18 protein-coding genes and 1 pseudogene are annotated in these 21,011 nt (G+C 72.0%); 7 read left to right on the top strand and 12 right to left on the bottom strand.

What is annotated here, in order from left to right; translation table 11 throughout:
- Positions 1 to 276, bottom strand: a 276-nt coding sequence (locus tag BLW04_RS21495; protein WP_139306710.1) for a transposase, incomplete at its 3' end; no start/stop codon positions are given.
- Between the two features lie 46 nt (positions 277 to 322).
- On the bottom strand, positions 323 to 859 hold the full coding sequence (locus BLW04_RS21490; RefSeq protein ID WP_091547231.1) for an alpha/beta fold hydrolase: 537 nt from the start codon (positions 857 to 859) through the stop codon (positions 323 to 325).
- Positions 860 to 1,113: 254 nt separating this feature from the next.
- On the opposite strand from BLW04_RS21490, the gene BLW04_RS21485 reads away from it, so the two are divergent.
- The 3 genes from BLW04_RS21485 to BLW04_RS21470 all read left to right on the top strand — a co-directional run bounded on the left by BLW04_RS21485 (position 1,114) and on the right by BLW04_RS21470 (position 4,616).
- Positions 1,114 to 2,340: an arginine deiminase gene (locus BLW04_RS21485; protein WP_091547228.1), complete on the top strand. Its 1,227-nt coding sequence runs from the start codon at positions 1,114 to 1,116 to the stop codon at positions 2,338 to 2,340.
- Positions 2,341 to 2,719: 379 nt separating this feature from the next.
- A complete protein-coding gene (locus BLW04_RS21480; protein ID WP_091547243.1) occupies positions 2,720 to 3,007 on the top strand; it encodes an excalibur calcium-binding domain-containing protein in 288 nt (95 codons plus the stop codon).
- A 508-nt stretch (positions 3,008 to 3,515) separates the two neighbouring features.
- Positions 3,516 to 4,616: a glycoside hydrolase family 6 protein gene (locus tag BLW04_RS21470; protein WP_217631170.1), complete on the top strand. Its 1,101-nt coding sequence runs from the start codon at positions 3,516 to 3,518 to the stop codon at positions 4,614 to 4,616.
- 46 nt (positions 4,617 to 4,662) lie between these two features.
- Here the strand turns inward: BLW04_RS21470 and BLW04_RS21465 are convergent, their stop codons facing one another.
- Both BLW04_RS21465 and BLW04_RS21460 read right to left on the bottom strand, forming a co-directional pair.
- Positions 4,663 to 5,658 (bottom strand): cytochrome c oxidase assembly protein, encoded by a 996-nt coding sequence (locus BLW04_RS21465; RefSeq protein ID WP_254781861.1) that lies wholly within the window; start codon positions 5,656 to 5,658, stop codon positions 4,663 to 4,665.
- Between the two features lie 181 nt (positions 5,659 to 5,839).
- The gene (locus tag BLW04_RS21460) at positions 5,840 to 6,781 is read right to left on the bottom strand and encodes a DUF5926 family protein (RefSeq protein ID WP_091547223.1); all 942 of its coding nucleotides are present in this window, start codon (positions 6,779 to 6,781) and stop codon (positions 5,840 to 5,842) included.
- Between the two features lie 48 nt (positions 6,782 to 6,829).
- Here BLW04_RS21460 and BLW04_RS21455 point away from each other — a divergent pair, with 48 nt between their 5' ends.
- Positions 6,830 to 8,038, top strand: coding sequence for a cytochrome P450 (locus BLW04_RS21455; RefSeq protein WP_091547220.1), 1,209 nt, complete (start codon positions 6,830 to 6,832; stop codon positions 8,036 to 8,038).
- A gap of 60 nt (positions 8,039 to 8,098) precedes the next feature.
- Here the strand turns inward: BLW04_RS21455 and BLW04_RS21450 are convergent, their stop codons facing one another.
- Positions 8,099 to 8,290, bottom strand: a complete 192-nt coding sequence (locus BLW04_RS21450; protein WP_091547218.1) for a hypothetical protein — start codon at positions 8,288 to 8,290, stop codon at positions 8,099 to 8,101.
- Between the two features lie 196 nt (positions 8,291 to 8,486).
- Here BLW04_RS21450 and BLW04_RS27730 point away from each other — a divergent pair.
- Together BLW04_RS27730 and BLW04_RS21440 are read left to right on the top strand one after the other, a co-directional pair.
- Positions 8,487 to 9,102 (top strand): annotated as a pseudogene (locus BLW04_RS27730) (hypothetical protein).
- A 61-nt stretch (positions 9,103 to 9,163) separates the two neighbouring features.
- Complete coding sequence (locus BLW04_RS21440; protein WP_091547216.1) at positions 9,164 to 9,385, top strand: hypothetical protein; 222 nt, start codon at positions 9,164 to 9,166, stop codon at positions 9,383 to 9,385.
- A gap of 293 nt (positions 9,386 to 9,678) precedes the next feature.
- On the opposite strand, the gene araA is transcribed toward BLW04_RS21440, so the two are convergent.
- The 7 genes from araA to chvE all read right to left on the bottom strand — a co-directional run bounded on the left by araA (position 9,679) and on the right by chvE (position 19,072).
- Positions 9,679 to 11,181 carry an L-arabinose isomerase gene (araA, locus tag BLW04_RS21435; protein WP_254781860.1) on the bottom strand — a complete coding sequence of 501 codons (1,503 nt, stop codon included), beginning with the start codon at positions 11,179 to 11,181 and terminating at the stop codon, positions 9,679 to 9,681.
- A gap of 28 nt (positions 11,182 to 11,209) precedes the next feature.
- On the bottom strand, positions 11,210 to 11,896 hold the full coding sequence (locus BLW04_RS21430) for an L-ribulose-5-phosphate 4-epimerase (protein WP_091547212.1): 687 nt from the start codon (positions 11,894 to 11,896) through the stop codon (positions 11,210 to 11,212).
- A complete protein-coding gene (gene araB, locus BLW04_RS21425) occupies positions 11,893 to 13,635 on the bottom strand; it encodes a ribulokinase (protein ID WP_091547209.1) in 1,743 nt (580 codons plus the stop codon). Before araB ends, BLW04_RS21430 begins: the two co-directional genes overlap by 4 nt.
- Complete coding sequence (locus BLW04_RS21420; RefSeq protein WP_091547234.1) at positions 13,635 to 14,735, bottom strand: LacI family DNA-binding transcriptional regulator; 1,101 nt, start codon at positions 14,733 to 14,735, stop codon at positions 13,635 to 13,637. The genes araB and BLW04_RS21420 overlap by 1 nt, the downstream gene beginning before the upstream one ends.
- Before the next feature lie 198 nt (positions 14,736 to 14,933).
- On the bottom strand, positions 14,934 to 16,184 hold the full coding sequence (mmsB, locus tag BLW04_RS21415) for a multiple monosaccharide ABC transporter permease (protein WP_091547206.1): 1,251 nt from the start codon (positions 16,182 to 16,184) through the stop codon (positions 14,934 to 14,936).
- Positions 16,181 to 17,719 carry a multiple monosaccharide ABC transporter ATP-binding protein gene (gene mmsA, locus BLW04_RS21410; protein WP_091547204.1) on the bottom strand — a complete coding sequence of 513 codons (1,539 nt, stop codon included), beginning with the start codon at positions 17,717 to 17,719 and terminating at the stop codon, positions 16,181 to 16,183. The genes mmsB and mmsA overlap by 4 nt, the downstream gene beginning before the upstream one ends.
- A gap of 198 nt (positions 17,720 to 17,917) precedes the next feature.
- The gene (gene chvE, locus BLW04_RS21405; protein ID WP_254781859.1) at positions 17,918 to 19,072 is read right to left on the bottom strand and encodes a multiple monosaccharide ABC transporter substrate-binding protein; all 1,155 of its coding nucleotides are present in this window, start codon (positions 19,070 to 19,072) and stop codon (positions 17,918 to 17,920) included.
- Between the two features lie 274 nt (positions 19,073 to 19,346).
- On the opposite strand from chvE, the gene BLW04_RS21400 reads away from it, so the two are divergent.
- A complete protein-coding gene (locus BLW04_RS21400; protein ID WP_091547200.1) occupies positions 19,347 to 20,963 on the top strand; it encodes a long-chain fatty acid--CoA ligase in 1,617 nt (538 codons plus the stop codon).
- Positions 20,964 to 21,011 lie beyond the last annotated feature (48 nt).

The raw sequence follows: 21,011 nt of genomic DNA, 5'->3' as shown, positions 1-21,011 counted from the left end.
CTGCTCATCGCGCTCAGGGGCTGCGGCGCGCACCGCGGCGAACATCCGCACGTAGGTGCCGTCGTCAGACCAGCGACGGTGGCGTTCCCACACCGATTGCCACGCGCCGAAGTGATCGGGCAGGTCACGCCACGGCGACCCGGTGCGGTACCGCCAGATGATCGCCTCGAGCGTCAGTCGGTGGTCATTCCACGGCCGGCCCTGATGACCGCCGGCAGGCAGCACCGGCTGGATCAACTCCCACAACTCGTCCGGGATCTCGTCGGTACGCAACATTCGTCCAGCGTCGCCCACCAACCCGCCAATCTTTGGCAGACACGCTCTAGTCGATCAGCCGGTCGAGCAGCTCGAAGGTCGGATGGTCGCGCTCGGGTGAGCCGAAGTGTCCCTCGTCCAGCACGATCTGCACGCCGCCGAGCCGGTCGAACATGGCCCGCCCCTGCGCGTCGTCGCAGCCGTAGGGGTCCTCGACGAAGTTGACGAAGACGAACTGCCGGGCGTGCGCCCTGATCCGGGCCCAGTCGTAGCTGGTCTGCAGGACGGGTTCGTCCTCGGTGTTGGGCGGGGTCGAGTAGCCGGCGACGAGGACGGCCTGCGCAACCGGCGTCTGCAGGTGCTCCAGCAGGGCCAGCAGCAGTGCCGCGCCGCCCGAGTGCCCGACGAGCACCGTGTCCTCGTCGAAGGAGTGGCTGGCCAGGACCCGCGGCAGGAAGGTGTCGATCGGCTCCTGGTTCAGCCCCGGGTGGTGCGGGATCTCGACCTCGTAGCCGCGCGCGGCCAGCCGGTCGCCGAGCCAGCGGTACCAGACGGCGTCCGGGTGCCCGCCCGTCCCGTGGAAGACGATCGCGCGCCGGGTCACCGGCGCACCGGCGGCAGCTTCGCCACCAGCCAGCGGGGCTGGTCGAGACGGTCGGGGCGGGGCGCTCACCGCGGTAGTGGACCACGCGCCGCCGACAGGACCGGACAGCCGGACACCTCCGCGGGCGTCGGCGACCGTTCCGGCAGGGGCACCGGGCGACGTGTGCTCTGAGTCGTGGCGCGACTCAGAGCACAACGATCCGCGCGGTCCCCCGCACCCCAGCGGAAATGATCGATCGGGCAGGCTCTGCGGGCATGACGGCTCCCGGGAACCAGGTGACGAGCGAGGTCGGCCGGCTGCGCACGGTGCTGCTGCACCGGCCCGGCGCCGAGCTGCGCCGACTCACGCCCCGCAACAACGACGAGCTCCTCTTCGACGGCGTCCCGTGGGTGGCCCGCGCCCAGGAGGAGCACGACGCCTTCGCTGCGGCGCTGACCGAACGCGGGGTCGAGGTGCTCCACCTGGACCGGCTGCTGGCCGAGGTGATGGCGGTGCCGGCCGCCCGCGCGGAGGTGATCACCGCCGCGATCGACGACCCGCGGCTGGGCGCGACGCTGCGACACGCCACCACCGCGCACCTGGCGGGCCTGGCGGCCGACGACCTGGCCGCCGCCCTGATCACCGGGGTGGCCCACGACGAGCTGCGTGGCGGGCGGGGTCTGGCCTACGAGCTGATGGGGCGGGGAGAGTTCGTCGTCCCGCCGCTGCCCAACCTCATGTTCACCCGCGACTCGTCGGTCTGGGTCGGCGACCAGGTCGCGGTGGCCTCGCTGACCATGCCCGCGCGGCACCGGGAGAGCGCGCTCACCGCCGCGCTGTACGCCCACCACCCGCGGTTCGCCGGCGCCGAGCAGCTCTACGAGTCCGACCTGGAGCACCTCGAGGGCGGTGACGTGCTGCTGCTCGCCCCCGGTGTGCTGGCCGTCGGCGTCGGCGAGCGGACGACCGCGGGCGGGGCCGAGCGCCTGGCCCGGCGGGTGTTCGCCCGGGGGCTGGCGCACACGGTGCTCGTCGTGCCGATCGCGCAGGAGCGGGCCACCATGCACCTGGACACCATCTGCACGATGGTCGACGTCGACGCGATGGTCATGTACCCGGCGGTCGCGGACTCCCTGCAGGCCTGGACGGTGACGGCCGGCGACGAGCCGCCGGACGTCGCGGACACCAGCGAGCTCGCCGTCACCGGACCCCGGCCGTTCCTGGTCGCCGCCGCGACCGCCATGGGCATCGACCGGCTGCGGCTGATCGACACCGGCCTGGACCCGGTCACCGCCGAGCGGGAGCAGTGGGACGACGGGAACAACACCCTGGCCATCGCGCCGCGGCTGACGGTGGCCTACGAGCGGAACACGGTCACGAACGCCGCCCTGGAAGCTGCCGGGATCGAGGTCCTCCGGATCGCCGGCTCCGAGCTGGGCAGTGGCCGGGGCGGTCCGCGGTGCATGTCCTGTCCCGTCTTGCGCGAGGCGCTCCCCGGCTGAGTCCGACACCTGCGTGACGGACCGATCCCCTGCTCGTTGTCGCTGGGCGGTGCTGATCACAGCTGCCGCTCATCGATCCTCCGGGGAGATCATGTCCACGTTCCTGAGGCTGCCTCTCGCCCTGCTCGCCGCGACCAGGGGGACGACGAGGAAACGGGCGAGGACTCGCCGGCGTGCGAGCAGCTCTTGTTCCAGCTCCCCGCGACGTCGCCCGGCCTCCAGGAACTCGCCACGCTGGCCTGCGCGCCCAGCTCCCGGCCGCGCTCTGCCCGATGCTGCCGGACGTCCCCGAGCTGGCGGCGGTTACCGGCCTGGTCTGCGGCGGCGGACATGAGTCCCCACTGCCGCAGCCCCGCAGCCGGTCGCCGCGCGGGCGCTCCTGCCGGCCGGCCCGTCGGCGTACCACGCGAACTGCGACGAGATCCGGGCCGCGGGCGCCGCGCCGATCAACCGGGGTGACCCGGGCTGCCGGGCCCCGCTGGACCGGGACGACGACGGGGTCGCCTGCGAGGATGGCGAGTCCGCCCCCACGCCGGTCGGCACGAACACCGCCCTTCCCACCGCCGGTCAGCCGGCCTACACCGGCGTGACCCCGCTGCCGGCGGCCGGCGCGGCCCTGCTCGCGTTGGGCAGCGGCCTTCTGGTGTCGGGACGCCGCCGGGTCTGACGTACCGGGCCGCCACACGCATCAGACCGGGGTCAGCGTGGTGGGCGTGCCCGCTGGTGCGGGCGAGCCCGGCGGTGCGGATGGTGCGTACGGGACTGATCGGTTTTCGCGACCGTCGTCGACGGGGCACCGGTTGTGTGCCGACCATGTAGCGGGGCCTCGACCAGCCATTTTGGGGTGACGGAACGCTGCAGATCGCCGCCGGGGTGTCAAGGTCGGCGGGCAAAGTGCCGTTCCCCTCCGTATGTGCTCACTCACGCACGGCTACGGTCGGCCTCGATGAAGCACAGCCCCTCTCCCCGTCGCACGCCCGCCGAGCGGTGCGTCCTCGTGGCGACCGCCGTCCTGCTCTGCGTCACCGGTGCCACGGTGACCATTCCCCTGCTCGACGGCCCGTCGCCGTCGAGCCTGAGCGAGCCCACCACCGCCTCCGAGCTCAGCGCCGCCGGCGCCCGCTCCTCGCTGCCGGATCTCGACGAAGCGGACGACCGCCACCACCTCGGCGTCCGTGCCGGCTCCGACCTCCTCGACCTCCGGTACGTCACCCACCTCCACGACCTCCGGCACGTCACCCACCTCCACGACGTCCGGCACGTCCTCGACGGCCGGGCAGACCACGGTGCCGGCCGGGTCGGGCACCTCCTCGACCGTCCAGGACACGTCGACGCAGGCCGCTCCGGCGACGACCGTCCCCAGCGGCAGCAACCTCGCGCCGGCGACCACGACGACGCCCGCGCCCACCACGGGCGCAACGGCGGGCAACCCGCTGGCCGGAGCTACCTTCTACGGGCCGAACACCGGCGCCGCCCAGGCCGCCCGGACCGGCGGCACGTCGGCCGAGGACGCCGCGCTCCTCTCCGACCTCGCACAGGTGCCGACGGCGATCTGGCTGGGCGCGTGGAGCGGCGATGTCGCGGGGACCGTCCGGCAGGCCGTCACAGGCGCGCAGGCGTCCGGCGCGGTGCCGGTCCTCGTGGCGTACAACGTGCCGGGCCGCGACTGCGGCGGGTACTCGGCAGGCGGGGAGCAGACCGCGGCCGGGTACGCCCAGTGGATCCAGGGTGTCGCGAATGGGATCGGCACCGCCAAGGCCGTAGTGATCATCGAGCCCGACGCGCTGGCCCAGCTGTGCGGGGACCCCGCGGAGCGCTACCGGATGCTCGGCGCGGCGGTCGACGTGCTGGAGAAGAACCCCGGCACGCTGACCTACCTCGACGCCGGCAACCCGACCTGGATCGACGCCCGGACGATGGCCCAGCGGCTGCAGTCGGCCGGGGTCGCCCACGCCGACGGGTTCGCCCTCAACGTGTCCAACTTCGAGACCACCGCGAGCAACGTCAGCTACGGCCAGGCGGTGTCGGCCGCGCTGGGCGGCGCCCACTTCGTCATCGACACCAGCCGCAACGGCAACGGCGCGGGGACCGACTGGTGCAACCCGCCCGGACGGGCAGTCGGCCAGCGGCCCACGGCGGCCACCGGATTGGCCGAGGTCGACGCCTTCCTGTGGCTGAAGCGGGTCGGGGAGTCCGACGGCACCTGCAACGGTGGCCCCCCGGCGGGTGAGTTCTGGGTGCAGTACGCCCTCGGGCTGCTGCGGGCCGCCGCCTGACCGACGGGGCAACGCAGGCGGCGGTCCGCCGCCGGCGCCGGGCCTCCTAGGGCTGCTGGGCCGCCAGCTGCCGCAGCCGCTCGTTGTACGCGGTCAGCGCAGGGTCCTCGCCGCTCTCGCCGCGCGCGATGGCCCGCTCCCGCGCCCGCTCGACGGCGCGGTTGGCCCGGTCCTCCGACCGGCTCCACTGGAAGAACACGACGGCAAGCACCAGCACCGTCGGGAACTCACCGAACGCCCACGCGATGCCCCCGGCCGAACCCTGGTCCGCGAGCGGGTCGACGTGCCAGGAGGCCGGCGGCGCGGCGAACGCGGTCACCAGCAGCCTGCTGCTCATCATCACGATCACACCGAAGAAGGCGTGGAACGGCGCGGGCAGCATCAGCTCCAGCATCCGGGCACCGTGTCCGGAGTGCCGCGGCCACGGGTCCACGGCAAGCACCGGGCCGAAGAACAGCAGCCCGGTGACCAGGAAGTGCAGCAGCATGAAGGTGTGCCCGGCCACCGAGGACATCAGGTCGTCGAAGACGGAGGAGAAGTAGACGCCGTAGAGACTGGCGATGAACAGCGGCACGGTGAAGGCCGGGTGCGAGAGGATGCGGCCCAGCCGACTGTGCAGACCCCACAGCAGCAGCCGCCGCGGCGCCCCGGTCGGCCCGTGCGACGTCGGCAGGGCGCGCAACGCCAGGGTGACAGGCGCCCCGAGCAGCAGACCCAGCGGGGACATCATCGTCAGCACCATGTGCTGGACCATGTGCACGCTGAACAGCGCCATTCCGTAGGACTGCAGCCCGCTGGCGCAGACGTAGAACACGCTCGCGCAGCCGGCCAGGAAGGCCGTCGTGCGCAGCACCGGCCAGGAGATGCCGCGCTGGTGCAGCCGCCACAGCCCAGCCAGGTACAACGCCGCCAGCGCCACGGCCAGCCACGCCACCGGCGACGCGGCGCCCAGGTCCAGGCCCAGCAGGCGCCCCGTGGTCGGCGGCAGGTCCGGCACGTGCATCCCGCTCATCCCGCTCATCCCGCCGTGCTCGTACCCCACGCTTCCCTCTCCTCCACCGCCGGCCGGGAGCTCACCGGCCCGGCCGTGCGCGGCCCACGGTAGCTCCGGTTCCTGTTCCGACGCTCTTGCGCTGTCATCTCCGCTCTTGCGCTGGCGCACGGCCGCCGAAGCGGCAGGAACGGCGCAAGAGCGAGCCGGCTGAGCGGCCCGGAGGCGGGAATCAGCGCAGCGTGATCTGGCGGGACAGCAGCCCTGCCCGGGCGCGGCGCTCGTCGGCGGTCAGCGGCTCGGTCGAGCCCAACACCGACTCCAGCCGCGACTGCAGGCCCGCGGCCGGGCCGGCCCACTCCTTGGCCGGCGTCTCGGCCGGCACGTCCCACACGGGGACGACGAGGCCGTGTGCGCGGAAGGCCCCCGCGTAGCGGGTGCCCTCCCCCAGCGTGAGCTGCTCGGCCGCGGACAGCCGGGACAGCGCGTCGAGCAGCCGCTCCTCGGGCTCGGGGCGCACCCAGCGGACGTGCGCGCGGTCGGTGCTGGGCCGCACCCAGTACGCGGCATCCAGGCCGGCCAGCCGGACGGTGGGCAGGACCAGCTCGTTGGCCTGCTCGAGACCGGCCATCGCCGTCGGGCCGGCGTCGGTGCCCTCGAGCCAGAAGGCGAAGTCGTCGTGCACCGTGACGTCCAGCGGGACGGTGAGGTCGAGCAGCTCCTGCAGGCGCGGGCCGGCAGAGCCCGCGGCCCCGATCGGGCCCGGGTCGACCGGGGCGCCGGCGGGCGCGTCGAGCGCGGCGGCCAGCGCCGTCCCGAGGTCGCGGCTGATGTCGTCGGAGGAGGTCGGCAGCTGGACGCCGAGCAGGATCTCGCCGCCGGCGCGCACCAGCGCCGGCGAGCCGCCGGGCAGCACGCTGGCCAGCGTGACCGAGCGGCCCTCGGTCGTGGCCAGCACCGCGGTCGCGGCCGGTACCAGCTCGCGCAGCGCGACCCAGTCGGCCTCGCCGGGCAGGCCCTCGAACGGCCGGCGGACCGGCGCGGCGTAGCCGGAGCCGTGGCAGTGCTTGTACCGGCGGCCAGAGCCGCACGGGCAGGGCGCCTTGGGGTTGATCTCACCATCGGCAGCGGCGGCCGGGGCGGCGGGACGGCGTCGGGTCGTGGAGCGGGCCATGCTCCCGAGGGTAGGGGGCCGTCCGGACGCCGTCCTAGGCTGCCCGGCGTGACCCTGGCCGCCGTCCCGCTGGACCTGACCGATCCCGCCGTCGTCGCCGACCCGTACCCCGCGTTCGCCGCCGCCCGGGCGCAGGCACCGGTGCAGTGGCACGAGGGCCTGGGTTTGTGGCTGGCGTTCTCCCACGCGCAGGCGAACGCGGTGCTGCGCGACCGGCGGCTCGGGCGCCTCTGGTCGGACAGGGTGCCCGCCCAACGGTTCGAGAGCTTCAACCTGATCCACCGCAACGCAATCCTGGAGATGGAGCCGCCGGATCACACCCGCCTGCGCCACCTGATCAGCACCGCCTTCGCCCGCGGGCACGTGGAGCGGCTGCGTCCGTGGGTGCAGGAACTCGCCGACTCCCTGGTCGACGGGCTGGTCGAGCGCTCGGCCGGCACCGAGCCGGTCGACCTGCTCAGCGGGATGGCCGAGGAGCTCCCGGTCGCGGTGATCGCCGAGCTGCTCGGGGTGCCGGCGGCCGACCGGCCGTTGCTGCGGCCGTGGTCCAACGCCATCGTGAAGATGTACGAGTACGGCCGGACGACGCAGGTCGAGGACGACGCCGAGCGGGCCGCCGCCGAGTTCGCCGCCTACCTGCGGGAGCTGGCCGCGCAGCGGCGCCGGACCCCGGGTGAGGACCTGCTCACCCACCTGGTCACCGCCCGGGACGCGGACGGCGACCGGCTCACCGAGGACGAGCTGGTCACCACCTGCATCCTGCTGCTCAACGCCGGGCACGAGGCGACGGTGAACGTCAGCGGCAACGGCCTGCTGGCGCTGCTCGAGCACCCCGACCAGCTCCGGCGGCTGCGCGAGAACCCCGGGCTGCTGCCGGCGGCGATCGAGGAGCTGATGCGCTTCGACTCCCCGCTGCAGTTGTTCGAGCGCACCGCCACCGAGGACGTCGCGATCGGCGGGGTCGCCATCGAGCGGGGCCAGAGGATCGCCGCGCTGCTGGGCAGCGCCAACCGCGACCCCGCGGTCTTCTCCGCCGCCGACACCCTGCACGTCGGCCGCGCCGACAACCCGCACATCACCTTCGGCGCCGGCGTGCACTTCTGCATCGGGGCCCCGCTGGCCCGGGTGGAGCTGCAGGCGTCCTTCGGCGCGCTGCTGCGCCGCACGTCGGTGCTGGAGCTCGGGGGCCCCGCCGTCCGCCGTCCGGAGTTCGTTCTCCGCGGACTGCGGGAGCTGCCGTTGGTGCTCGCCGCCTGAGCCGCTGTTGTCCGATGAGCCGGCGAAACGCGTTGGCGACCTGGCTGCGGCAAACGCAGGTCAGACGTGCTCGATGCCGATTTGGGCCTTCCCTGACGTCAGCCACATGTCGATGGGGTCCGAGGTCCGCAGCAGGAGCGGACGAGGCCGCGCAAGTGCCGCGGCGGCGATGTTCGCGTCGACCGCTCCGCCGTTCCGGATCGCGATCGCCCCCAGGATCCTGCCGGCCTCCTTCGCACTCTCAGCAGTCACCGCACGATCGGCACGCCGTTGACGACCCGATGCACCCAGGCGCCCCTCGGGCCACCTCCCGTGTTCCGCATCGAGTTCAGCGATGACGTCCCGACGCCGATCCGCCAGCAGTGAAGGCCGGTTGGAACGCTGGGTGCGTCCCGCCCGGACGGGGACGTGACGCCGCCGCCGACGCCACGACGCGGCCGATCGATCGATCGATCGACAGTCCGCTACTCCTTCTGGTCGCAACGGCCTGCCGCCCGGGCCTGCTCCCCTCCGGTCGGGGGCTGATGAGCCGATTCCTGGGCCGGGTCACCCGGGCAGTGCGCAAGCCCTGGCACATGTACCCCACCGGCTGCTGTCCGGGCTCGGCTTCGACACCGCCACCGAGGTCGGCCTGCTCGTGCCCGCCGGCGGAGCGGCCGCCTTCAATCTCCCCCGGTACGCCGTACTCAGCCTGCCGATCCTGTTCGCCGCCGGCATGCCTGCTCGACACGATCGACGGGTGCTTCATGAACTTCGTCCACGGCTGGGCCTTCTCCAAGCCCGTCCGCAAGGCCTTCGACAAGATGGCCGACACCGGCCTGTCCGTGGCCGTCGCCCTGATCATCGGGACGATCGAGCTGATCTCGATCCTCGTCGACCGCCTCGGCATCGAGCCCGGTCCGCTGGCTGCCCTGGGCGGACTCGACCTGGACTACGTCGGCTACACCATCGTGGGCCTGTTCGTCCTTACCTGGATCGTGGCGCTCACGGTGTGGAGGTACGGGCGCATCGAGGACAAGTGGACCGCAGCCTCGCCCCCACGCCACCCGGACGCCATGGCGTGACCACTACGGCATGGGAGACACTGCAAGCCCCCCGCAACGGCCCCACCGTCAGGAGAAACCAGTGAGCGAGACACCCACCAAGCACACCGACCACGAGCACGGCCACGCCGAGGTCCCAGGGCAGGCGGGGCACGCACACCCGCACGGTGACAACCACCACAAGGCCAGCGGCGCTGCAGAGCACCACACGCACGAACACGGCCACCCCGAGGACCCCGAGCACGCCGACCACCAACACCCCCACGTCCACGAGCACGGGAGCGAGCACCACAACAAGGCGTGATCCTCGACTACTGCTCGGGGGCTGCAGCGCGACCAGGTCCGGGTGTGCCCGGGAAGCAATTCAGGCTTCTCGGGTGCCGCGGGGCTGCGTCGAGGTAGCGCAGCCCGGCCAGGGTGAAGGCGCTCATCTGCCGAGCCGCGGAGCGGCCAACCGTGCGCAAGCGCCCACGCGGACGCGGCGCACCCGGCCGCCGACGCCCTTGTCGCCCTGGTCGACGGCGTTACCGCCGCCTACGGCTGAGCAGACGACGATGCCCGGCCGGTACGGCTGGCCGGGCATCGTGCCCGCGAGCGTCAGAGGCGCTGTGCCAGCCGGTGGTAGGCCGCGCTCCAGCGCAGCTCCTTGGCCAGGCTCCGCCGGGTGGTGTCGGCGTCGATGAGCACGAGCTCGGTGGAGAACACCTCCGCCAGGTCGGTGAGCTCGTCGGCGCCGATCGCGGTGGACAGCACCGTGTGGTGCGGTCCACCGGCGGTGAGCCAGCCCTCGGTCGCGGTGGAGAAGTCCGGCTTCGGCTCCCACACCGCCCGGGCGACCGGCAGGTTCGGCAGCGGCTCGGCCGGCTCCACGACCGTGATCTCGTTGGCGACCCAGCGGAACCGGTCGCCGAGGTCGGACCAGCCGAGAACGACGCCGTCGCCGGGAGCCGCGGTGAACACCAGCCGGGCCGGGTCCTCGCGGCCGCCGATGGACAGCGGGTGCACCTCGACCCGGGGCTTTCCGCCGGCGATGGTCGGACAGACCTCCAGCATGTGCGCACCGAGGATCGTCGGGCGCCGTGCGGCCAGGTCGTAGGTGTAGTCCTCCATGAAGGAGGTCCCGCCCGGCAGCCCGGCGGCGGTCACCTTCAGCACCCGCAGCAGCGCGGCGGTCTTCCAGTCGCCCTCACCGCCGAAGCCATACCCGTCGGCCATCAGCCGCTGCACGGCCAGGCCGGGCAGCTGCCGCAGCCCGCCGAGGTCCTCGAAGTTGGTGGTGAGCGCGCCGAAACCGCCGTCGGTCAGGAAGCCGCGCAGCGCAGCCTCGATGCGGGCCTGGTAACGCACGCTCTCGTGCTGCGCACCGCCGGGGAGCACGTCGGCGTCCATCTCGTACAGGTCGGCGTACTCCGCGACCAGCGCGTCGACGGACGACTCGGCCACCCCGTCGACGACCTCGACCAGGTCGTTGACGCCCCAGGTGTTCACCGACATCCCGAAGCGGATCTCCGCCTCGACCTTGTCGCCCTCGGTCACCGCGACGTCGCGCATGTTGTCACCGAACCTGGCCAGCTTGAGGTCCCGGGCCGCCGCGGCGCCGGCTGCGGCCCGGGCCCAGGAACCCACCCGGGCACGGACGGCGGGGTTGCCGACGTGCCCGGCCACCGTCGTCCGGGGCACCCGGAGCCGAGTGAGGGCGAACCCGAACTCCCGGTCGCCGTGGGCGGCCTGGTTGAGGTTCATGAAATCCATGTCGATCGTCGACCACGGCAGGGCGGCGTCGGCCTGGGTGTGCAGGTGCAGCAGCGGCTTGCGCAGCGCGTCCAGCCCGGAGATCCACATCTTCGCCGGGGAGAAGGTGTGCATCCAGGTGATCAGGCCCAGGCATGCGGGGTCCTCATTGGCCTGCCCCATCGTCCGGCGGATCGCGCCGGAGTCGGTGAGCACCGGCTTCCAAACCACCCGGACCGGAACCTCGGCGGCGTCGTCGAGGGCGGCGGCGACCCGCTGGGACTGCTCAGCCACCTGCTGGAGGGTCTCCTCGCCGTACAGCCCCTGGCTGCCGGTGAGGAACCAGAGCTCCTGACCTTCGAATGGCACGTGGTGGTCCTTCCTCATTCGCTGGCCCTCACCGCTGGCCGTAAACGTTCTGGTACCGCGCGTACAGGGAGTCGATGTCGGCCTGCGCGATGGGGGTGGGCTTCCCCAGCTGACGGGAGAGGTGCACGGTGCGGGCGACGTCCTCGGTCATCACCGCGGCCTTGACGGCCGCCTTCGCCGACGGGCCGATGGTGAACACACCGTGGTTCTGCATGAGGACCGCCGGCGAGCGACTGCCCTTCAGCGTGGTGACGACGCCCTGGCCGATGGAGTCGTCGCCGATGAGCGCGAACGGCCCGACCGGGATCGGGCCGCCGAACTCGTCGGCCATCGCGGTCAGCACGCACGGGATCTCCTCGCCGCGTGCCGCCCACGCCGCGGCGTACGGGCTGTGCGTGTGCACCTGCCCGTGGACCTCGGGCATCGACCGGTAGACGTAGGCGTGCGCCGCGGTGTCGCTGGAGGGCGCCCGCACCCCATCGACGACGCCGCCGTCGAGGTCGCAGACCGTGATGCCCTCCCAGGTCAACTCGTCGTAGACGACGCCGCTGCCCTTGATGACGAACAGGTTCTCCCCCGGCACGCGAGCCGAGACATTGCCCGCCGTCCAGGTGACCAGCTGGTAGCGGGTCAGCTCGGCGTGCAGCGCGGCGACGTGCTCGCGCAGCTCCCGGTGCGTGCCCCGCTCGCCCGGGGTCGATGGCTGCCCGGTCATGCCGGCTGCTCCTCGGGAAGGGCGGAGGACGTTGTCTCGACGTCGTAGGCGTCCGCGGCGCCCGGGTGACCCGCTCGGGCCACCGCCGCGCGCCGGATGGCCCGCAGCCGGTGCAGGACGTCGTTGCCGCCGCGGCCGAAGTGGTCGTGCAGCTGCCGGTACTCGGCGTAGAGGGCGTCGTAGGCGTCGGCCCGCTGCTCGTCGGGCACGTAGACCCCACGGCGCACCTTCCCCATGGCGCGGGCGGCGGTGGTGACGTCGGGGTACGCACCCGCGGCGACCGCGGCGTAGATCGCCGAGCCCAGCGCCGGCCCCTGCTGCGAGTCGATCACCGAGAGCGGACGGCGGCACACGTCGGCGTAGACCTGCATGAGGAAGGCGTTCTTCAGCAGCCCGCCGGCCACGACGAACTCGGTGACCGGGACGCCGCTGCCCTCGAACGCCTCGATGATGGTGCGGGTGCCGAACGCGGTGGACTCCAGCAGCGCGCGATAGGTGTCCTCCGGCCGGGTGGCCAGCGTCTGGCCGACGATGACCCCGGAGAGCTCCGCGTCGACCAGCACCGACCGGTTGCCGCCCTGCCAGTCCAGCGCGACCAGACCGTGCTCGCCGACCTCCTGGGCGGCGGCCAGCTCGGTCAGGTGCTCGTGCAGCCCGATGCCCTGCGCCGCGGCGGCGTCGCGGTAGGCCGCCGGCACGCCGAACTCGACGAACCAGCCGAAGATGTCGCCGACGGCGCTCTGGCCGGCCTCGTAGCCGTAGAGGCCCGGGACGATGCCGCCCTCGACGACACCGCACATGCCGGGGACGTCGGCGAGGGCGTCGCTGGGCATCACGTGGCAGGTCGAGGTGCCCATCACCGCGAGCAGCTGACCGGGCTCGGTGGCCTGCGCGGCCGGTGCGGTGACGTGCGCGTCGACGTTGCCCACCGCCACCGTGATGCCCTCGGGCAGCCCGGTCCAGGCCGCCGCCTGCGCGGTCAGCCCGCCGGCCCGGTCGCCGAGCTGGCCGATCGGATGCTCGAGCTTGTCGGCGACGAAATCGGCGAATCCCGGGTTCAGCGCGGCGAGGTACTCCCGGGAGGGGTAGTGCCCGTCCTGGTAGATGCCCTTGTAGCCGGCGGTGCAGGCGTTGCGCACGTAGACGCCGCACAGCTGCCAGATGATCCAGTCGGCCGCCTCGACCCACCGCTCGGTGGCCGCGTAGACCTCGGGGTCCTCCTCCAGCACCTGCAGCGCCTTGGCGAACTCCCACTCGCTGGAGATGCGGCCGCCGTAGCGGGCCAGCCAGCTCTCCCCGCTCTCCTCGGCCAGGGCGTTGATCCGGTCGGCGTGCGGCTGGGCGGCGTGGTGCTTCCAGAGCTTGGGGTAGGCGTGCGGCCGGTCGCGGAGCTCCGGCAGGTCGCTCAGCGGGGTGCCGTCGGTCGTGGTCGGCAGCACCGTGCAGGCGGTGAAGTCGGTGCCGATGGCGATGACGTCCTCGGGGGCCACGCCGCTGGCGGCGAGCGCCGCGGGGACCGCAGTGCGCAGCACCTCGACCCAGTCGCCGGGCATCTGCAGCGCCCAGTCCGGCGGCAGCTGCTCACCGGTCGCCGGCAGCGTCCGCTCGACCACCGCGTGCGCGTAGGGGGACACGGCGCCGGCCAGCTCGGCGCCGTCCCGTACCCGGACGACGACCGCCCGGCCCGACAGGGTGCCGAAGTCCACTCCGATGACGTACGTGTCCCGGTCTTCGAACATCAGTTCTCCTCCGCGCGGCGCCGACGGGTGCGATCGCCCGGGTGATCAATGTTAGCGCTAACATACAACGTCTCGACGCGCGGCCCGCACGGGCGCCCACTGCCGGGGACGGGATACGGACCGGTCGTCGACCGCACGACGAGCTGGGGCGCCACCGGCTCGGGCGCGGCGACGTCCTCCCCCCGCAGCCGGGCGAGCACCAGCTGCACACCCCGCCGGCCCAGCTCGGCGAAGTCCTGGCGCACGGTGGTCAGCGGCGGGCTGAAGTACGGCGCCTCGGGCAGGTCGTCGAAGCCGACGACGCTGACGTCCTGCGGCGCGTGCAGACCCACGTCATGGAAGGCGGCCAGCAGCCCGAGCGCCATCTGGTCGTTGGCGAGAAAGACCGCCGTGACGTCGTCGCCGTCCCGCATCCGGGCCGCCAGCTGCCTGCCCGCCTCGTACCCCGACGACGGCGTCCAGTTCCCGCGCAGGTAGCCCGGCTCGGGCGCGCCCGCGGCGAGCAATTCGGCGCGCCAGCCCTCGATGCGGTCCCGGGCCTCCTGCGAGTCGGCCGGCCCGGTGACGTGGTGAACCGTGCGGTGGCCGAGCTCGAGCAGGTGCCGGGTGGCCAGCCGGGCGCCGGCCACCTGGTCCACGCCGACGGCCGGCCAGTCGTGGCTGCCGCCGCTCTGGACGGCGACCAGGGGTACGGGGGCGTCAAGGGCGTGCAGCGCCTCGGCGGCGTCGTCGTAGGTGCCGAGCGCGACGACCGCGTCGACCGACTGCGCGACGAACCGGTCGACCGCATCGCGCATCGCCCCGGCGGTGGCGTCCTCCAGCACGGTCACCGACAGCGAGTAGCCGGCTGCCCGCGCGGCCTGTTCCAGGCCGACCAGCGTCTGCGCCGGGCCGTACTGGTTGATGTTGACGGTCACGAACCCGATCGTCCGGGTCGAGCCGGTGACCAGTGCCCGCGCGGCCGCGTTCGGCCGGTAGCCCAGTTCCTCGATCGCACGCTGGACACGCTCGCGGGTCGCCGTGGCGACGTGGGGATGCTTGTTGACCACCCGGGACACAGTCTGGTGCGAGACCCCCGCCCGTGCCGCCACGTCGGACATGACCAGCGCACGCGATGCCCCCTCGGGCTCCACCGCTGTCCCCTCTCGTCGGGCTGACCGGGAGCGGCACTGCTCCTCGGTGGAGCGCGGCGCCCCTCCCGCACCCGGTGAGGGCACGGTGGGCACGCCAGGCGCAGTGCCCGGGCGGGCGTCCGGCGCGGTGCACCGGGGCTCACCCGGCGCACCGCGCCGGGGTGGTCAGCGGTTGCCGCCGCGACGCTTGTTGTAGACGTCGAACGCGACGGCCAGGAGCAGCACGAGGCCCTTGACCACGGACTGGATGGACTGGTCGACGCCCATGAGCTGCATGCCGTTGCTCATGACGGCCACGAGCAGACCACCGACCATGGCGCCGACGACCGTGCCGACGCCGCCGGTCACCGCCGCGCCACCGATGAAGGCGGCCGCGATCGCGTCGAGCTCGAAGCTGTTGCCGGCGCCGGGCTGGGCACCGTTGGACCGCGAGGAGTAGATGATCCCGGCGACCGCGGACAGGAAGCCCATGTTGACGAAGATCCAGAAGTTGACCACCCGGACCTTGACGCCCGACAGCGTCGCCGCCGACAGGTTGCCGCCGATCGCGTAGACCTGCCGGCCGAACACCGAGCGCTTGGTGATGGTCCCGTAGGCGATGACCAGGACGCCCAGGATGATGAGCACGATCGGCAGGCCGCGGGCGTGGGCCAGCTGCCAAGCGAAGGCCATGACGACCAGGCCGACGGCCACCACCCGGGCGACGAACAGCGGAAAGGACTCGACCGGCTGCTTGTAGCGGATGCGGGCGACCCGGGTGCGGAAGCCGCTGACGGCGTAGCCGGCCACCGCGATGACCCCGATGAGCAGCGTGAACGCGTCGTAGCCGTTGCCACCGATGAGGCCGTTGAGGAACCCACTGGCGACCTTGCCGTACTCGGACGGGAACGGCGAGAGGGAGACGTTGTCCAGCACCTGCAGGGTCAGGCCGCGGAAGAGCAGCATGCCGGCGAGGGTGACGATGAACGCCGGGATGCCGACGTAGGCGACCCAGAACCCGTGCCAGGCACCGACGGCGAGCCCGACCGCGATCGCGGCCAGCACGCCCACCCACCACGGCGCGCCGTGCCGGATCACCAGGACGGCGGAGACCGCACCGGTCAGGGCGACCACGGACCCGACCGAGAGGTCGATGTGGCCGGCGATGATCACGATCACCATGCCGATGGCCAGCACCAGCACGTAGGAGTACTGCAGGACGATGTTGGTGATGTTGCCCGGGCTCAGCGAGGTGCCCGAGGTGAGGATCGCGAACAGCACCACGATCGCCAGGAAGGCGACGTAGATGCCGCTCTGCCGCAGGTTGCGGCTGAAGAGCCCGCGGAGGTCGCTCGTGCCGCTGTGCAGCGCGACGGCCGGGGCGTCGGCGACCTCCGGCGGGGTCTGGTTGGCCTCGGGCCCCACGGTCCTGGTCATGCTGCGAGCTCCTTCTCCTTGGTCATGAGCACCATGAGGCTCTCTTGGGTGGCCTCACGTACCGGCAGCTCGCCCGTGATCCGGCCGGCGGACAGCGTGTAGATCCGGTCGCAGATGCCGAGCAGCTCGGGCAGCTCGGAGGAGATGACGACGACGGCCTTCCCGGCCGCGACCAGCTTGTTGATGATCGTGTATATCTCGTACTTGGCGCCGACGTCGATGCCCCGGGTGGGCTCGTCGAGGATCAGCACCTCCGGGTCGGTGAACAGCCACTTGGACAGGACGACCTTCTGCTGGTTGCCGCCCGACAGCTTCCCGACGATCGAGGACACGCTCGGTGCCTTGATGTTCATGTCCCGCCGACTGTCCTCGGCGACCCTCGTCTCCTCGTTGCCGTTCACCCAGCCCCGGCGGGACAGCTTGCCGAGGGCGGCTGCGGAAACGTTGCGGCGGATGTCCTCGATGAGGTTCAGGCCGTACTTCTTGCGGTCCTCGGTGGCGTAGGCGATGCCCCGGTCGATGGCCTCGGAGACGGTGCGCGCCTTCACCTCCCGGCCGTGCATGAAGATGCGGCCGGAGATGTCCCGGCCGTAGGAGCGGCCGAAGATGCTCATCGCGAGCTCGGTGCGCCCGGCGCCCATCAGCCCGGCAATGCCGACGACCTCGCCGGCGCGCACGGTGAAGGAGGCGTGGTCGACCACGAGCCGGTCCTGGCTGGGATGCTTGACGGTCCAGTCCTCGACCCGCAACACCTCCTCGCCCGGGTGCGACTCGCGCTCGGGGTAGTAGGACTCGAGGTCGCGGCCGACCATGCCGCGGATGATCCGGTCCTGATCGACACCCGGCTGGCTCATGTCCAGCGTCTCGACCGTCTGGCCGTCGCGGATCACCGTGGTGTGGTCGGCGATCGCGGTGATCTCGTTCAGCTTGTGCGAGATCATGATCGAGGTGATGCCACGCTGCTGCAGCCGGCGGAGCAGGCTGAGCAGGTGCGCGGAGTCGGTGTCGTTGAGCGCGGCGGTCGGCTCGTCGAGGATGAGCAGCTTCACGTCCTTGGACAGCGCCTTGGCGATCTCCACCAGCTGCTGCTTGCCGACACCGAGCTGGCCGACCGGGGTGAGCGGGTTCTCCGCCAGGCCGACGGAGGCCAGCAGCTCGGCCGCCTCGGCGTTGGCCTTGTTCCAGTCGATGAGGCCGGCGCGGCCGCGCCTCTCGTTGCCGAGGAAGATGTTCTCGGCGATCGACAGGAAGGGCACCAGGGCGAGCTCCTGGTGGATGATCGCGATCCCGGCGTGCTCGCTGTCGCGGATCCCGGAGAAGCGGCAGACCTGGCCGTCGAAGACGATCTCGCCGTCGTAGCTGCCCGCTGGGTAGACCCCGGAGAGCACCTTCATCAGCGTCGACTTGCCGGCGCCGTTCTCCCCGCAGATCGCGTGGACATCACCGCGGCGGACCGCCAGCGAGACGTCCGACAGCGCCTTGACGCCGGGGAAGGTCTTGGTGATGGAGCGCATCTCCAGGATGTTCTCGTCCATGGACTACGTCGTCCTCGTCCCTCGCGCGTGGTGTTCGGCTGAGTGTGCGCCGCCGGCGATGCGGGTGGCGCGGGTGCGCGCCGTCCGGGTGCGGAGGGCGCTAAGGAACTTCCTGCCCACCCCGACCAGGCGGCCGGGGGTGGTGCCGGCCGGGCTCGGCAAGTTGCCGCCGAGCCCGGCCGGGACTGGGGGTCGGACTCAGCCGGCCTGGCCCTTGGCGACCTCGTCGGCCGTCCAGTAGCCGGAGTCGATCAGGACCGACTGGATGTCGTCCTTGTAGACCGTCTGGACGGGGAGCAGGTAGGACGGGACTACCTTGACGCCGTTGTCGTAGGTCTTGGTGTCGTTGGCCTCGGGCTCGTTGCCCTCCAGATACGCCTTGGCCGCGGTGACGGCTTGCTCGGCGAGCTGGCGGGTGTCCTTGAAGATCGTCGAGCTCTGGACACCGTCGGCGATCAGCTTGACCGAGGCGATCTCGGCGTCCTGCCCGGTGACGATGGGCATCGGGGTGGGCGTCGAAGTGATGGTCGGGCCGTAGCCGGCGTTCTGCAGGGCGGTGATGATGCCGCGCGAGAGGCCGTCGTACGGGGACAGCACGCCGTTGACCTTGCTGCCGTCGTTGTAGGAGGACGTCAGCAGGTCCTCCATGCGCTTCTGCGCGGTTTCCTGCTGCCAGCGCAGCGTCGCCGCCTGCTCGATGTCGGTCTGACCCGACTTCACGACCAGCGTGCCGTCGTCGATGTAGGGCTGGAGGGTGTCCATGGCGCCGCCGAAGAAGAAGTGCGCGTTGTTGTCGTCCAGCGAGCCGGCGAACAGCTCGATGTTGAACGGCCCGGTGGCGGAGCCCTTCGACCCGTCCTGGTTCAGGACGCCGAGGCCGGTGAGCAGGGCCGTCGCCTGGGCGACACCGACCTTGTAGTTGTCGAAGCTGACGTAGAAGTCGACGTTTTCGGTGTCCCGGATCAGTCGGTCGTAGCTGATGACCGGGATGTTCGCGTCGGCGGCCGCCTGGAGCTGGCTGCTCAACGCGGTGCCGTCGATGGCCGCGACGATCAGCAGGTCGGCGCCCTCGGTGATCATCTGGTCGACCTGCTGGGACTGAGTCGGGATGTCGTCGCCCGCGTACTGCAGGTCGACCTTGTAGTTCTCGGCCTCCAGCTGCTCCTTGACGGCGTTGCCGTCGGCGATCCACCGCTCGGAGGTCTGGGTCGGCATGGAGACGCCGATCGTCAGGTCCTCCGGCGCGGCGCTCTCGCCCGCGGACGAGCTGCTGCCGGCGCCGCTGCCCCCGCAGGCCACCAGGCCCATCGCCAGTGCGCCCGCAAGGGCGGTCAACCTGAGCTTCCTGCTCACTGCTATCTCCTCCTCGAGACATCTGCCGCCGCACGAGCCGGCGCAGGCCCGCCTCAAGGCGAGCGGGCTAAGTGTGAGCGCTAACAGGTGTGCTTCGTCAAGGCTCCGTCACGAAACCGGTGTCACGGTCTGGTAACGGCGTGTCGACGCGCCAGCAGAGGGCAAGGACGCGCCGCGCCGCCGGGACGGCAGGTCACCCGAACGGATGAGTTGCAGCCGCCGCACGACCCGCCCCCCGGTGGATCGTGAGCCGGGTCACTGGCACCATGCGGTCATGCGCGGGTTGATGCAGGACGTCCCCCTCACCATCGACACGATCTTCCGGCACGCTGAGCAGCACCACGGCGACGTCCAGATCGTCACCGACGGCCTGGCCGGCCGGACCCGGTCGACCTATGCCCAATGGGCCGAGCGGACCCGCCGGCTCGGCGGTGTCTTCGACTCCCTGGGCATCACCGCCGACGGCCGGATAGGAACGTTCGCCTGGAACTCGGCCCGTCATCTGGAGCTGTACTTCGCCGGCCCGTGCACCGGCCGCGTGGTGCACACGCTCAACATCCGGCTCTTCCCGGAGCAGCTCACCTACATCGCCAACCACGCCGAGGACGAGGTCGTCTTCGTCGACCGCACCGTGCTGCACCTGCTGTGGCCGCTCATCGACACGATGAAGACCGTCCACCACGTGGTGGTGATGGACGACGGCGGTGACAACGAGATCCCCGACGACCCGCGGATCCTCGACTACGAGACGCTGCTGGCCGACGCGCAGCCGGTCGACTTCCATGTCACGGACGAGGGTTCGGCCGCCTACATGTGCTACACGAGCGGCACGACCGGCAACCCCAAGGGCGTCGTCTACTCCCACCGCTCGACCTACCTGCACACCATGGGCGTCATCTCGCCCAACGCCTTCGGGCTCAGCGTCCGGGACGCCGCAATGCCGGTCGTGCCGATGTTCCACGCCAACGCCTGGGGCATCGCGCACGCCGGGCCCGCCGCCGGCGCCGCCATGGTCATGCCCGGCTCGATGATGCAGCCCAAGGCGCTCGCCGACCTGATCATCGAGGAGGGCGTCACGTTCACCGCCGGGGTCCCCACCATCTGGCAGGGGGTGCTGCCGCACCTGGCCGGCCGGCCGCACAAGCTGCGGGAGATCGGCTGCGGCGGCTCGGCGGTGCCCAAGGCGCTGTCGGAGGCCTACCGCGAGCAGGTGGGGCTGCCGATCCTGCAGGCCTGGGGCATGACCGAGACCCACCCGGTCGCCTCCTCCGGCGTCCTGTCCCGCGCCTTCGACGACGCCGACGACGCCACCAAGGCCAGCCAGCGGGCCCGGGCCGGCCTGCCGTTCCTGGGGGTGGAGGCCCGGATCGTCGACGCCGACACCCTCGAGGAGCAGCCGTGGGACGACAGTGCCACCGGTGAGCTGCAGGTGCGCGGGCCCTGGTGTGCCGCCGCGTACTACAACCCGGACGCGGGCGTGGAGCTGACGACGCCCGACGGCTGGATGAAGACCGGCGACGTCGCCGCCATGGCGCCCGACGGCAACATCCGGATCGCCGACCGCACCAAGGACCTGATCAAGTCCGGTGGTGAGTGGATCTCCTCGGTGGACCTGGAGAACGCGATCATGAGCCACCCGGCGGTGGAGGAGGCCGCGGTCGTCGGCATCCCGCATCCCAAGTGGGACGAGCGCCCGCTGGCCTGCGTCGTCCTCAAGCCGGGCGAGACGGCGACCGAGCAGGACATCCTCGACCACCTCCGGCCGCTGATCGCCAAGTGGTGGATGCCGGAGGCGGTCGAGTTCATCGACGAGGTGCCCAAGACCAGCGTCGGCAAGTTCTCCAAGAAGGACCTGCGCACCCGGTTCGCCGACTACCCGGTCAGGAGCTGAGCGCTCCGCTGGTCAGGCGCCGCCGAACAACACACCGCGGGCCGCTAG

Source organism: Modestobacter sp. DSM 44400 (genome assembly GCF_900107175.1).
Classification (GTDB): Bacteria; Actinomycetota; Actinomycetes; order Mycobacteriales; family Geodermatophilaceae; genus Modestobacter.
Note: the sequence above shows the minus strand (reverse complement) of the source record. Positions and strands in the feature narration are given on the sequence as shown.